Annotated in this window: 9 protein-coding genes; 4 read left to right on the forward strand and 5 right to left on the reverse strand. The window is 65.8% G+C overall.

All coding sequences use genetic code 11. The features are described from left to right. Positions 1-145: 145 nt before the first annotated feature. Positions 146-1,003, forward strand: coding sequence for an SDR family oxidoreductase (locus IVB23_RS32735; protein WP_247801306.1), 858 nt, complete (start codon positions 146-148; stop codon positions 1,001-1,003). A gap of 91 nt (positions 1,004-1,094) precedes the next feature. Here IVB23_RS32735 and IVB23_RS32740 read toward each other — a convergent pair whose 3' ends face one another. Further along, the gene (locus IVB23_RS32740) at positions 1,095-1,610 is read right to left on the reverse strand and encodes a ferritin-like domain-containing protein (RefSeq protein ID WP_061883520.1); all 516 of its coding nucleotides are present in this window, start codon (positions 1,608-1,610) and stop codon (positions 1,095-1,097) included. 86 nt (positions 1,611-1,696) lie between these two features. Here IVB23_RS32740 and IVB23_RS32745 point away from each other — a divergent pair, with 86 nt between their 5' ends. Continuing rightward, the gene (locus IVB23_RS32745; RefSeq protein ID WP_061883519.1) at positions 1,697-1,891 is read left to right on the forward strand and encodes a hypothetical protein; all 195 of its coding nucleotides are present in this window, start codon (positions 1,697-1,699) and stop codon (positions 1,889-1,891) included. A gap of 463 nt (positions 1,892-2,354) precedes the next feature. Continuing rightward, positions 2,355-4,676 (forward strand): molybdopterin guanine dinucleotide-containing S/N-oxide reductase, encoded by a 2,322-nt coding sequence (locus tag IVB23_RS32750; protein WP_247801307.1) that lies wholly within the window; start codon positions 2,355-2,357, stop codon positions 4,674-4,676. Between the two features lie 235 nt (positions 4,677-4,911). Here IVB23_RS32750 and IVB23_RS32755 read toward each other — a convergent pair whose 3' ends face one another. Then, entirely contained in the window at positions 4,912-5,889 is a 978-nt protein-coding gene (locus IVB23_RS32755; protein WP_061883518.1) for an AraC family transcriptional regulator, read from the reverse strand. Between the two features lie 353 nt (positions 5,890-6,242). Between IVB23_RS32755 and IVB23_RS32760 the strand changes: the two genes are divergently transcribed. Further along, the gene (locus IVB23_RS32760; protein WP_247801308.1) at positions 6,243-9,122 is read left to right on the forward strand and encodes a winged helix-turn-helix domain-containing protein; all 2,880 of its coding nucleotides are present in this window, start codon (positions 6,243-6,245) and stop codon (positions 9,120-9,122) included. A gap of 25 nt (positions 9,123-9,147) precedes the next feature. Here IVB23_RS32760 and IVB23_RS32765 read toward each other — a convergent pair whose 3' ends face one another. The 3 genes from IVB23_RS32765 to IVB23_RS32775 all read right to left on the reverse strand — a co-directional run bounded on the left by IVB23_RS32765 (position 9,148) and on the right by IVB23_RS32775 (position 13,902). Beyond that, positions 9,148-10,104 (reverse strand): alpha/beta hydrolase, encoded by a 957-nt coding sequence (locus IVB23_RS32765; protein WP_247801309.1) that lies wholly within the window; start codon positions 10,102-10,104, stop codon positions 9,148-9,150. Positions 10,105-10,232: 128 nt separating this feature from the next. Then, entirely contained in the window at positions 10,233-10,940 is a 708-nt protein-coding gene (locus IVB23_RS32770; protein WP_247801310.1) for a hypothetical protein, read from the reverse strand. Between the two features lie 118 nt (positions 10,941-11,058). Beyond that, entirely contained in the window at positions 11,059-13,902 is a 2,844-nt protein-coding gene (locus IVB23_RS32775; RefSeq protein WP_247801311.1) for a winged helix-turn-helix domain-containing protein, read from the reverse strand. Between the last annotated feature and the right edge of the window lie 23 nt (positions 13,903-13,925).

Raw genomic sequence — 13,925 nt, forward strand, 5'->3', positions numbered from 1 at the left:
ATTCGTGTGGCTGCTGCTCGCGGAAATCCCGACGGTTGCCGGCTTCGGCTTTCCGCATGACGGATGTCGGCGGGCCGGACACGCTCCAAAGCCAGGAACACTTCCGGCGCCGCCCCGTTAGCGCAGCAAACGCCGGGAGTTGTCCATGACCGACTATCCAAAGCCGCCTTATCCTGCGCAGCAGCAACCGATGCCCGGCTCGACGCGAGCAATGCAGCCCCGGCCGGATCATGGCGAGGAGAGTTACAAAGGCGCCGGGCGGCTTGCGGGAAAGAAAGCCATCATCACGGGCGGAGACAGCGGCATCGGCCGCGCGGTGGCGATCGCCTATGCGCGTGAAGGCGCCGATATCGTCATATCCTACCTGAACGAGGACGAGGATGCCGCGGAGGTGAAGGCGCTGGTGGAGCGGGAGGGACGCAAGGCCGTCCTCATCCCCGGCGATATCAGCGATCCCGAGCACTGCCGCGCCATCGTGCGTCGCACCGTCGAGGAGCTCGGCGGCATCGACATCCTCGTCAACAACGCGGCGCATCAGGCCACGTTCAAGGACATCGGGGACATCAGCGACGAGGAATGGCAGCGCACGTTCGAGACCAACATCCACGCCATGTTCTATCTGGCCAAGGCCGCGGTCCCCCACATGCGGCCGGGAGCCGCGATCATCAACACGGCCTCGGTGAACTCCGACATGCCGAACCCGAGCCTGCTGGCTTACGCCACGACCAAGGGAGCCATCCAGAATTTCACGGGTGGGCTAGCGCAGATGCTCGCCGAGAAAGGCATTCGGGTCAACGCGGTGGCCCCGGGTCCGATCTGGACTCCGCTCATCCCCTCGACCATGTCGGAGGAAAGGGTCGAGAACTTCGGCAAGCAGGTCCCGATGCAGCGCGCCGGCCAGCCGGCGGAGCTCGCAACCGCCTATGTCATGCTGGCCGATCCACTCTCGAGCTACACCTCCGGGGCGACGCTGGCCGTCACCGGTGGCAAGCCGTTCATCTGATCGGACGTGTCCGCTAGCGGTGGAGATGAGCGGCGGCGGAAGGAGGATGGCGGCGGCCGCCGCCGCCATCCTTTCGAACAATCGGCCTCGATCACGCGGCGTTCGACGCCTTGGCGTTGACGCCCTTGCGAAGGGCCACCGTGTTCAGCTTGGTGTTGGCGGCCTTCTCTTCGTTCAAATTGGTCGTGAGGAAGCGCACGATGTCGTCGTGGCCGAGCTCTTCGGCCCACGCGATCAGCGTGCCGTAGCGGCACATTTCGTAGTGCTCCACGGCCTGTGCGTTCGCGACGATCGCGGCGTCGAGCACGGACTTGTCCTCGATCTCCCCGGCGGTCTCGTCGGCTTCCTTGATGAGGCCGTCGATGGCCGGACAATGAGTGCCGCTCGGCTCCTTGCCGAGTTTCGCGAACACCTTGTCGAGGCGTTCGACCTGCTTGTTGGTCTCTTCCAGGTGGGCTTTCAGCCCGGTGACGAGGTCCCTGTTGGTCGCCTTGTCGATCATCTTCGGCAGCGCCTTCAGGATCTGCTGTTCCGCGTAATAGATGTCCTGGAGCCCGTGCAGCAGCAGGTCTTCCATCGATTTGATGTCCTTGGTGAAGAATCCCATAAAGACGTCTCCTTTTCACAATGATGGCAGTGGAACGCCGTGGGGCCGTGGCTGTTCCATTGCCGTGGGTAGATCGGGAGAGCCGAATGAACGACGGACAGGATCATCTTGCAGGCCTGCTCGGACGCGCGGCGATGGACGTGTGGGGCGACATGCCCCGCGACATCCAGGAAGCGCTGTTCGAGACCGCCATGAAGGGACGCCCGACGGAGCGTGAGGAGCTGGCGCGATTGCTGCACGAGCGGCATCCGCGCACGCTGCATCCGGCCCGGCCAGGCTGATGCAGCGGGCCAGGAACGATCGTGCGAGTTCCTGATTGGTGAATCGGGTAGCGCGTCACACGGCTCGGATGAGGACCGCGCGAGGCGCACCGCCCGACCCTGTCAATCCGTGAGTCGACCGACGTGACTGAGATGAATATCGGAAAATGGTACGACCCGATTTCGGAGCGGTGGATCGTGCCTCGCCAAACCCGCGCCATCGCCGCCTTCGATCGGTCGAGCGCGGAGGTGCCGCAGACTCGCAAGAGAGAACAGACGCAGCGAATCTGGGACCTGCTGGTCGATTGCTGCGCACGCGGATGATGCTCGTCCTTGCCATGACGCTCGGGACGTCCGACGACCCCTGAGGCGGACTTTGCGCGGGGCAGGTCAGCGTTCACGTCAACCCTGATTTCGACGACGTCCCGATCGGATCGGTATATTACCGCTCCATTGTCGACGCCGCCGGAACAAGGATCAGATGATGAACGATACGATTGGCTTCCCCGACCCGGGTCTCGACCTGTCGGGCGGCTTCAAGCCGCACACCTCGCATTGGGGCGTGTTCTCCGCGCGCCAGGGCGCGGCCGGCCTCGAGGTCAGGGCCTATGCGGGCGATCCCGATCCGAACGGCATCATTGACAATTTTCCCGGCGCGCTCCGCCACCAGGCGCGCATTGCCCAGCCGGCGATCCGCCGCGGCTGGCTGGAGCGCGGGCCGGGCCCCGACGATCGCCGCGGCCGCGACGAGTTCGTCTCCGTCAGCTGGGAAAAGGCGCTCGATCTGCTCGGGGACGAGCTCAGCCGCATCCGCGACACGCGCGGGCCGGGCGCCGTGTTCGGCGGCTCCTATGGCTGGTCGAGCGCCGGCCGCTTTCATCACGCCCAGAGTCAGGTGCATCGCTTCCTCAACATCGCGATGGGCGGCTATGTGCGCTCGGTCAATTCCTATTCCTCCGGAGCGTCCTCGGTGCTGCTGCCGCAGATCCTGGCGGGCTACGAGGATATCACCAAGCGCAACGTCACCTGGGAGCAGATCGCGGCCGAGAGCGAGATCGTGCTGGCGTTCGGCGGTATGGCGCTGAAGAACTCCATGGTGGCCGGCGGCTCGATCAGCAAGCATGTCGAGCGCGGAACCATGGCGGCGGCGCGGGCGCGCGGCTGCGAGTTCGTCCTGGTCAGCCCGCTGCGCGACGATCTGCCGGTCGAGGCCGGCGCCGAATGGATGAGTTGCGTGCCCGGCACCGACACCGCCTTGATGCTCGGCATCGTCCATACCCTGGTCAGTGAGAACCTGCACGACCAGGCCTTCCTCGATCGCTACACCGAGGGCTGGCCGGTCTTCCTGCGCTATCTCACCGGCGAGAGCGATGGGCAAGCAAAGCATGCCGAGTGGGCCGCCGCAATCTGCGGCGTCGAGGCGGATACGATCCGCAAGCTGGCGCGGCGCCTTGCCGGACGGCGCGCGCTCATCACCATCTCCCATTCGCTTCAGCGCGCCGAGCATGGCGAGCAGCCGGTGTGGATGGGCATGGTGCTGGCGGCAGCCCTCGGCCAGATCGGCCTTCCCGGCGGCGGCTACGCCTATTCGTTGGGTGCGATCGGCTATTACGGCCGCCGTGTCAACGACGTGCCGGGGCCAACGCTGGGGCAGGGCCGTAACGGTGTTGCCGATTTCATCCCGGTGGCGCGCATCGCCGACATGCTGCTCAATCCCGGCAGCACCTATCGCTACAACGGCGAGACGCGCACCTATCCGGACATTCGTCTGGTCTACTGGGCGGGCGGCAATCCCTTCCATCACCATCAGGACATCAACCGCTTGCGCAAGGCATTCGCGCAAGTGGACACATTCGTCGTGCACGAGCTCGCATGGACCGCCACAGCCCGTCACGCCGACATCGTGCTGCCCTCGACGATGACGCTGGAGCGCGAGGACATCGGCTATTCCAGCAACGATCCCCTGATGGTCGCGATGCACCGGATCGCCGAGCCGTTTGGGCTCGCGCGCGACGACTACGAGATCTTTGCCGATCTCGCCGAACGTCTCGGGGCGCGCGAACCCTTCACCGAAGGGCGTACGTCGCGGCAGTGGCTAGAACATCTCTACGAGCCGACTCGCGCATCGCTGGCCAAGCGCGGCCTGGAAGCGCCTGATTTCGACGCGTTCTGGGCGCGCGGCAGCCTGGTCGTGCCCCAGCAGCCCGATGACGGTGGCCGGCTGCGCCGCTTCCGCGACGATCCGGTCAATCACGCCCTGCCGACGCCGAGCGGGCGGATCGAGATCTTCTCGGCCAAGATCGCAGGTCATGGCGATGCGGATTGTCCCGGCCATCCGGTCTGGCTCGACAAGTCCGATACGCCCAAGCCCGGGGCGCCGTGCTTCCTCGTCGCCAACCAGCCGGCGACGCGCCTGCACAGCCAGCTCGATTTCGGCGGACATTCGCTTGCCGCAAAGCATCGCGGCCGCGAGGTCGCGCGCATGAACCCGGTTGATGCGGACGCGCGTGGCATCAAGGACGGCGACATCATTCGCCTGTTCAACGAGCGCGGCGCATGCCTTGCTGCCGTTCACGTCACCGACGGTATCGCGCCCGGCGTGGTCCAGCTTCCGACCGGCGCCTGGTACGATCCGATGGATCCCGAAGACGAGGCGCCGCTCTGCGTCCACGGCAATCCAAACGTACTCACCCGCGACATCGGCACCTCCGCCCTGGCGCAAGGTTGCACCGGTCAGTTGACGACCGTCGAGGTGGAGAAGTTTACCGGCAATCTGCCGCCGATCCGGGCGTTCGATCCGGTGTAGGGGCGTCAGTATTGCGCTTTCGTGCCCCGGACGCAGCGCAGCGATGCGCTGCAGAGCCGGGGCCCATCTCACCGCAAGCTACCGTGGAGCGTTCTGGGTCCCCGGCTCTGCACCGCAACGCTTGCGCGTTGCAGCTCGTCCGGGACACGAGGACTTGCAGCGGCGAGATCGGGAGCAGCAAACAAGTTGAGGCATACCCCTCGTGATCCCTGTCGTCCGTCGCTCGCCGGATCAGCTATGCAGCCGCGCTGGCGATCCAATCCCGCTCCGGAGACGCGTGCCGCCTCGGCCGCGCTTCGACCTTGAGCTGTCCGTCCACGTTGGCAAGGCGCCAGCGCGCCGGAGATTGACCGCTGATGCGCTTGAAGACGGTCGAAAAATGCGCCTGCGTGCTGAAGCCCACCGCGAGCGCGATATCCGCCAATGGCCGCTCGGTGGTCGCGAGCAGCGTCTTCGCATGCTCGACCCGCTGCGTCAGCAGATATTCGCGGGGACGATAACCGGTCGCGGCGCGGAATTGTGCCGCAAAGTGCATCCTGGACAGGCCGGCGACATTGGCGAGCTCGGACAGGCTGATGCAGCGGTCGAAATGATCGGCGATGTGCTGCTCGACGCGCCGCAGCCGCCATTTCGGCAAGGCATTGACCTTGACGCGCGGCAGCTCCATCCGGGTGAGATGCATCGCCAGGGTCTGGCCGATGCAGCGCGTGAACTGCAGGTCCGCGGCGTCACCATGTTCGATCAGCGCCTTGGCGAGCTCCGCAGCGAGCGGATCGCGCAACAGCACGAGGTCATTCAGCCCGTCGGCGTGCGCCGGAAGATGGTCCGTGGAGATGTGGACGTGCAGGAAGGCGCTCGGCGACTGGAATTGTACGCCGAGAGGCTTCGACGGCGCGGTGACATACAGCGACCCCGCCGGCATGGTCCCTTCGAAGATGATCCGGCCATCCCGTATCAGCTTCGCGCGCGTGGTCTTCAGGGCAATGCCGACGAAATAGCGATCATCCGGCGTCGTCGTTTCGTGCGACGAGGTGCTCCGCGGGTCGTCCCATCGCGAGATCGTGATCTCCTCGATCATGCCCTCTTGAGTGCGATCGATCTGACGCCACCGGCTCTCCCGGGCGATCGCCTGTGTGGGGCGATGACCCTCATGATCCCGCGGGGCGGCCGGAAATTCAATCCAGGCGCGCGCCGCGTGCAAGTTGCTCGACATCGTTCGTCCTCTCCTGGTTTCGCCGTGGCTTGCAACGACCGGCAGGCGCGCAAACCAATGCTTTCCATGCTGAGAGGATAAACGTGAGCTGGCCAGGACGCTCGTTAGGGGTGATTAGGAACTGTTAGATTCTGTGGGTGTGCATCAGGTGTGACAGCTCGTCGCAGAGGGGCCGGTTAGGACCAATTTGTTACGCATTTTGCGCGAACGGGACTGGCTCGAGGAGGGCACAAGGCATCGCCAGGCGACCAACGCGCGGTGCGGGTTCGTGCAGTGCCTTCGCTGGACCGCGCTGCGGCGCCTTGTATAGTCGCGCTGCGTTTCGAGGAAGCAGTCGTCAAGATGAGCGCGATGTGACCGAGCTTTCGGCAGGACATGACCGCCGCAGCGGCGACACTGGGCTGATCCTTGATCTCGATGCCGTCTCGTTCGGACCATTTTCGCTGCGTTCGCGGCTGCTGGAGAAGGACGGCGTGCCGGTCAAGCTCGGCAGCCGGGCGATGGACATTTTGCGGCTGCTCGTCAGCCGTGCCGGCGAGGTGGTGCCGAAGAACGAGATTCTCGCCTACGCATGGTCGGGCCTCTCCGTCGAGGAGATCAGCCTGCGGGTCCATGTCGCGGAGCTGCGCAAGGTGCTCGGCGACGGCAAGGATGGCGCCCGTTACATCACCAACATTCCGAGCCGGGGCTATTGCTTCGTCGCGCCCGTGCGGCGTGGCGAACGCGCAGAGCCGCCTGTGACCGCATCGCGGTTGCCCGAAACGTCAGTCTCGCCGCCGTTTCTGCCGCGTCGCCTGGACCAGATGGTCGGGCGGGACGACGTCGTGACCGAGCTGTCGAAGCGCCTGCTCCGCGATCGCTTCGTCACGCTGCGAGGGCCGGGTGGCATCGGCAAGACCACCGTTGCGGCCGCGCTCGCGCATGACATGTGCGACAGATTCGAGGGAAACGTCCATTTCCTCGAATTCGGTCCGCTGCAGGATGCCGCGCTGGTCGCGAGCACGGTTGCCGCCGCGCTGGGCCTCGTCGTGCATCACAACGACCCCGCAGTCAGCATCGTCAATTTTCTGCGCGGGCGACGGCTGCTTTTCATTCTCGACAGCTGCGAGCACGTCATCGACGAGGTCGCGCGTCTCGCGGAAGCCATCTACCGTGAGGCGCCCGGCGTCGCCATCCTGGCAACCAGCCGCGAGTCCCTGCTGGTGGAGGGGGAGCAGATCTTTGAACTCGCTCCTCTGCCAGGTCCGCCGCAGAACGCTCGTCTCAGCGCCGGTGAGGTGCTGGGTTATCCGGCAGCGCGTCTGTTCGTGGACCGCGCCGTCGCGGCAGGCCATCGGGACGCCATCACGGACGAGGACGTGGGAGTCCTGGTCCGGATCTGCGGCAAGCTCGACGGCATCGCCCTTGCGATCGAGCTGGCCGCCGCGCGCGTTGGTCTCTACGGATTGCGCGAGATGGCGGCGCTGCTCGACAGCCATTTGCAGCTCGAATGGCGCGGGCGGCGAACGGCGCCGCCGCGCCAGCAGACGCTCGGCGCCACGCTCGATTGGAGCTTCGGCCTGATCGGCGAGAGCGAGCGCATCGTGTTTCAGCGCCTCGCCATCTTCGCAGGTCCCTTCACGTTGCAGGGCGCGATAGCGGTGGCGACTGACGCCGCGACGGCGGAGGATCGCGTCGTCCACGCGTTGGAGCAACTCGTGGCCAAGTCGCTGGTGTCGGCGCAACCGGACGGCGCGTCGCGGCGCTATCGCCTGCTGGATGCGACGCGTGCCTATGCCATGCAGAAGCTGGTAGGTGGCGGCGAGGCCGACACGATCGCGCGCCGCCATGCCGGATATGTTCAACGCACGCTCGAAGCCGGCATGACGGAGCCGGGCAGCCGCGACCAGGCGTCCCGGGCACAGGAGCGGGCCGGCCTGCTCGCCGACGCTCGCGCGGCACTGGCGTGGAGCTACGCCAATGTTGACGGCGCCGGCCTGCGCGTGCCGCTGGCGGGCAGCTGCACGAGGCTGTTCGTCGAGCTCAGTTTGCTGAACGAAGCGCGCATATGGTCCGAACGGGCACTCGCAACGCTCGGTGAGGCCGAGCGGGGCGACAGATGGGAGCTCGAGCTCCAGTCGACGCTCGGTCATGCCCTCATGTTCACCGAGCGCAACAGCGGGCAGGCGGAAGCGGCGCTCAGGCGTGGGCTGGAGATTTCGGAAACGCTCGGCGACCATGCCAATACCTTCCGGCTGCTGTCGCGGCTGAATATGTTCTACCGCCGGACCGGCGGCTATCGGCATCTGGTGCCGACTGCGCGCCACGCCGAGCGGATTGCCCGCCTGATCGGCGATACCGCAGGCGTTGCCGGCAGCAAGGCGCTGCTCGGCGTGTCCTATCACCTCGCCGGGGACCAGCTCGAGGCCCAGGCCCATCTCGACGAGGGCCTGCGCGACGACGCCGCGCTGCGTGGCACTCAACCCGGACATTTCGCCTATTCGCGCACGCCGCAGATTCCGCTTGCGCGCGTGCTATGGCTGCGCGGCTTTCCCGACCGTGCGCTCGAATGCATCCGTCCGCTCGTCGGCGCGTCAGCGCCGCGCGACGTGGTCATGCATTGTATCGCGTTATGCTGGTCCGCCTCGGTGTTCGGCTGGGTTGGCGACTGGTCCTCCGTCGAGGCCATGACCGGTCGCCTGGTGAAGCATGCGAACCTGCACGGGCTCGTTCCTTACGAAGCCGTCGCGACCGGCTTTCGGGCGCAGGCCATGATCGCCCGCGGCGAGGTCCCCGGCGGCATCGACCTGTTGCGGACTGCGCTCCCGCGCCTGCACGCGGATCGCTACGAACTCTACGCGTCGGCGTTCGCAGCCGATCTGTCCCGGGGATTGGCGGCACTCGGACGGCTGCCGGACGCACAAGAGATGCTGCACGAGACCATTGCGCGGATCGAGCAGGAAGGCGGCGCCTTCGACATGCCGGAGCTGCTCCGTCTGCGGGGCGAGCTCGAGGCGCATGGCGGAGACCTCGCAGCTGCCGAGGCAAGTCTGGTCGCGTCGGCGACGCTCGCCGAGCACCAGGGCGCATTGGCCTGGCTGTTGCGAACCGAGATGTCGCTGGCGCGGCTGCGAGACCGTCAAGGTGTGCCAGATTCGCTTGAGCGGCTCGCCAGCACCTACGCCCGATTCTCCGAGGGGTTCGAGACCGCCGATCTCAGGGCGGCACGGCTGATGCTGGATCAGTCGGCCTGATTTTGCGCGGTCCGAAATCCCGGGCCTAGCCCTTGTCCTTTTCCAGGCGCGCAAGGAAGTCGCGAACGAGCGCGGCGATTTCGTCGGCGGCTTCATCCAGCGCGAAGTGGCCCGCCTCTAGAATGTGAACCTCGGCATCCGGCACATCGTCGCGATAGGCTGTGGCGCCGGCGACGGTGAAAGACGGATCGTATTTGCCCCAGACCACCAGCGTCGGCGGCCGCGTCTTGCGCAACCAATCCTGCCATTTGGGACAGGAGGCGACGTTGGTCCGGTAGTCCAGGAACAGCGTGGCCTGGATCTCGGCCTGGCCGGGGCGTGTCAGGAACGCGTATTCGTCGTTCCAGGTGTCGGGGTCGTAGCGTTCGGGATGCGGGCTTGAGCCGAGATGCCGCTGACGCGTCGCCGCCAGCGAGGTGAAATTGGCCTTGAGCGCCTCGAGCTCGTGTGCCGGATCGGCCCAGTACCTGCGACGCGCTTCCCAGAGCGGGCTCAAACCCTGCTCGTGCGACACCGCATTCTGGATGATGATTCCGCGGACACGTTCGGCATGCGCCAGCGCCATGCGGAAGCCGACCGGACCGCCGTAGTCTTGCATGAACAGAACATATTTGCCGAGACCGAGCTTCGTCGTGAGCTCTCCGATCACGCCGGCGATGTTGTCGAACGTATAGGTGAAAGTGGACGGCGGCGGCGCGCTGCTGTTGCCGAATCCGGGATAATCAGGTGCGATCACGTGATATCTGTCGGCGAGCAGCGGCAGCAGAGGCTCCCACATCCGCGACGAGGAGGGGAAGCCATGCAGCAGCAGCAGGGTCGGTGCGTCGGCGGGGCCGGCCTCGCGGTAGAAGATCTCGAGGCCCTGGATATTGACGGTGTGATAGCTGATCGAACGCCGGCTCGATCGCAGGTCCTGTGCCGAGGCGTGCGCAGTCGCGCAGGCCAGGGCTGCCGAGAGTGCAAGGGTAGCTGGAACCTTCATGTCATTGCTCCGATGGCACACGTCGTTGGTTGCTCGCGTGTGCAATCTGCACCAGGTGCCGTCTATTGGCTCGTTATGTATTGTTAGGCGTTGAGAGCAGTGGTCGCCGCTCCCGCGGGTGGTCGTCTCTACTCGAAGATGGCGTCGAAGATCTCGACGTCCATCAGCACGGGCCTGGCGATGACCGTTCCGTCAGGCTGCAGCGTCTGCACGCGTCGAAGTGTCGGCACGACGATGCCGCAGAAGCTGTCATGAGCCCAGGAGAAGTGTGCGACCTTGTTTCCGAAGAGATCGTGATCCGTCCGACGTTGCAGGGCGCTCTCGTCGAAATAGAAGATCTGTTCGGGCGCGAGCGTGATGAGGTGCGGGGGAAATTGTGCCCGGAGCCGCCGCCACGTCTCGGCGCCCTCACGCCAGGGCGGCAGCTCCTCCACAATGACATCGGGATGGGCGAGCAGGAACGGGCTGGTCAGATAGTTCCAGATTGCGACGCCGCAGAAGAAGACCAGATGCAGTTCGTCCGCAAGCGCAGGCGAGCCGGCCTCGGTCAACGCGAGGCTCGGGTTGCGCCAGGTCCGCAGAACTTCACCATCCAGGCTCTCGATCGTGATCGCGTCGGGTTGAAAGGAGCCGGAGTGTTCGCCCCCGGTGATGCCGGTGAACCGGAGCGACTGCGCGCGGGTCGAGCCTTCCGCGGTCACGTCCTTGAATTCCTGGGCATGTCCGGCGCTGGAGAACAGCGATCCGCCGACGGAAAGGTGGAGCGTAAACCGGTTCAGGCTGTTCCAGTGGGTCAAGCCGCCGCTGGCATCCATTACGTCGTCAAGAAGCGCCATGTCCCGCCATATCCACCATGAAGTGTCGTCACCATGGCGGGGCGCAGGCGGCTTGGCGTGTTAGAAGTTGTTAGGAGTTGCGAGCAGGCAGTTTGGCGGTATGCCGTTGAAGATGCTGTCAATTCAGCGTACCCAGCAACTCCCTTGCGGCGACCAGATCGCGGGTCTGGAGCCCCTCCTGGTAGCGCCCGACGAGCGGGGCGAGCAAGTCGCGTGCGTCGCCGGCCTTTCCGGCCTCGCGCCAGATGCGACCGAGGCTGATCGCGCCCCGGAGCTCCCAGCCGACTGCGCATTGGCGCTGCGACAGATCGAGCGATTCGCGCAAGCAGCTCTCGGCCTCCACCGCGCTGCCCGACCGGGCGAGGATGTCGCCTTTGACCCTGAGCATCTCCGGCATGTCGAAGGACTCCCCATGATCGGGAATCTGGGCGATCGCCTCGTTGATCGTCCGCAGGGCGTCGTCGGGCTGATTCTGGGACGCGAGACCCTCCGCGAGCGCCGTCGCAAACACGGTCGTCATGATCCGGTGCCGGGCCGCGTGCAACGTGGCCTGACTGCGGCGAAGGTGCTCGATGCCCGCGGCAACGTCGCCGCGTCGCAGCAGCAGCTCGCCCTTCTGGCCGATGCCGACCGCGTGATAGGGCCCGAGGAAGTGCCGCGCCGAATGGTCGATCAGCCGCTCGATCAGGATTTCGGCGTTGTCCCAGTCGCCGACCCAGAGGAACACGTAAATCGTCCAGATCAGGGAGATGCCGAGGGTCAGCGGCTGTTCGAGCAGCTCGGCCTCGCGAACCGTGTATCTGGCGGCCTCGATCGCACGCTCGGGCCGGCCGGTGAGCCAGAGTCCGCGCGCCAGCGCCACCAGCGCCACGATGCGGTCGTCATAGCCGAGATGGCCGATGTTCAGCCGTTGCGAGCCGGGATTGTGCACCATCGCGCTCTCGCAGAACCGAACCGCCTTGTCCTGGTTGCCGATCAGATGATGCGCCACGCCCAGCATCCATTCGACGTTCAGCATGGCGGTGGGATCGTTCAGCTTTCGCGCGACGCTCTCGCCCTGCTCGCCGATTCCGAGCGCGCCGTGAAAATCTCCAACCCTTGTCAGGTAGATGTGCAATCCGCGCAGCAGCCAGAGCTGCCAGTGCAGGTCCTCGAGCCCCCGGGCAAGCTGGAGACTGCGCGTGAAGGCCGACCGGACCCCTTCGTTGTTGCCCTGCGTGAACATCACGGAGACGCCGAGCGCGGCCTGCAAGGTCATCTCCTTCCGGCTGTCCGCGGCGCGCGCATCCGGCGACGCCAGCGCCTGCCGGGTCCAGCGGTAGCATTCCGTCAGCAAGGTCAGTTCGAGGAAGAACTGCGCCGCCGAGGCCGCCAGATCGACGCCGATCGTCCGATCGCCGCTCTCCGAAAAGCTGAAGGTCAGCGCGGCCCTGACATTCGGCAAATGGTCGGCATAGGGAAGGAAGCCGCCGGCGCTCTGCATGCCAGTGGATTTGAGGGCAATGTCGTGGAGGAAGTCGCGGAAATACTCGGCGTGGGCGCGTGCGACGCGGTCCGCTTCCCCGTTCTCGACGAGCTTGTCCGCGACGAAGGCGCGGGTGGTGTCGAGCAGGCGATAGCGCAGCCGCCGCTCCGTGGGCGAGGTCGCGATCAGGGATTTGGACAGCAGGTTCGAAATCGCTTCGACGGCTTCGGGCTCACTGATCCCCTGGCAGGATGCGACGGCAAGCGCGGCCTCCAGCGTGAACGGCCCGACGAACACCGACAGGCCGCGCAGCGTCGCGCTTTCGGCCGGCGGCAGCAGGTCGTAGCTCCAGGCCAGCGCCGCGCTCAAGGTCTGGTGCCGCGGAATTGCGGTACGCCGTCCCCGCCACAGCAGCGAGAAGCGGCTGTCCAGCAGCGAGGCGGTGCCGGCAATGCCATAGGCGTTCACACGTCCGGCCGCGAGCTCGATCGCGAGCGCAATGCCGTCCAGTCGCCGGCAGATCTCGGCGACGAGCGGGGCATCCTCATCGCGGAGTTCGAATTCGCTCAGACTCTCGGCAATGCGTTCCACGAAGAGCTGGCTTGCGGGATAAGCAAGGATGTCAGCAATGCCGAGCCCCTCGCGCTCCGGCGGGCAATCCAGCGGAAACAGCCGATGGACGCGTTCACCTTCTGCGCGAAAGGATTCGCGGCTGGTGGCCAGGATATGCAGCTGCGGCGTCTCACGGACCAGGCGCTCAGCCAGAGGGGCGAGTTCGTCGAGGATATGCTCGCAACTGTCGAGCACCAGCAGGATCCGCCGGCTGCGCAGGACCGTCAGCAGATCCGGTATCGGGTCCTCGGAATTGACGGTCAGGCCCAGCACGGCCGCTATGGTTCCGGGGACGAGCCGGGTATCGGTCAGCGCGCCGAAATCGACGAAGCACACCTGGCCGTCGAAGGCCGCGAGCTCGCCCTGCGCGACGGCGAGTGCGACCGACGTCTTGCCGATCCCGCCGGGGCCGACGATGGTGACGAAGCGATGCTGGGCAAGCTCGGCGGAGATTCTCCCGACCGCATCGTCCCGGCCGATCATCTTCGCGAGCGGCGAGGGCAGCGAGGAGGGAGAAGCGGCGGGCGGGCTCGTCCTGCTCTCCGATGCTGCGGGCCGGAGCAGCGGAGCCGTGAAACAATAGCCGCGTCCCGGGACGTTGACGACGTAACGGGAGGCCTCACCTGCATCGCCCAAAGCCTTGCGCAGCGTCGTGATGTGGAAGCGCAGGCTGCCTTCGTCCACGTTCACGTCGGCCCAGATGCGCTTGATCAACTCCCGCTTGTCAATGACCTCTCCGGCGCGCTCGGCGAGAAAAATGAGGATGTCGAGCGCACGGCCGCCGAGGGGAAGCGGGGCGCCGTCCTTTTCCAGCAGCCGCGATTTCACGAACAGGCGGAACGGCCCAAAGGCTATGACCGAATCCTGCTCGTTAGTGTCCGGCACGGGCCAACAATTCCAGTCAATGA

Origin of the sequence: Bradyrhizobium sp. 191, from assembly GCF_023100985.1 — a bacterium.
In the GTDB taxonomy this organism is placed as follows: domain Bacteria; phylum Pseudomonadota; class Alphaproteobacteria; order Rhizobiales; family Xanthobacteraceae; genus Bradyrhizobium; species Bradyrhizobium diversitatis.

Coding starts and splice junctions, on each gene's coding strand:
- IVB23_RS32735 (WP_247801306.1), top strand. CDS start 146: ATGACCGACTATCCAAAGCCGCCTTATCCTGCGCAGCAGCAACCGATG.
- IVB23_RS32740 (WP_061883520.1), bottom strand. CDS start 1,610: ATGGGATTCTTCACCAAGGACATCAAATCGATGGAAGACCTGCTGCTG.
- IVB23_RS32745 (WP_061883519.1), top strand. CDS start 1,697: ATGAACGACGGACAGGATCATCTTGCAGGCCTGCTCGGACGCGCGGCG.
- IVB23_RS32750 (WP_247801307.1), top strand. CDS start 2,355: ATGAACGATACGATTGGCTTCCCCGACCCGGGTCTCGACCTGTCGGGC.
- IVB23_RS32755 (WP_061883518.1), bottom strand. CDS start 5,889: ATGTCGAGCAACTTGCACGCGGCGCGCGCCTGGATTGAATTTCCGGCC.
- IVB23_RS32765 (WP_247801309.1), bottom strand. CDS start 10,104: ATGAAGGTTCCAGCTACCCTTGCACTCTCGGCAGCCCTGGCCTGCGCG.
- IVB23_RS32770 (WP_247801310.1), bottom strand. CDS start 10,940: ATGGCGCTTCTTGACGACGTAATGGATGCCAGCGGCGGCTTGACCCAC.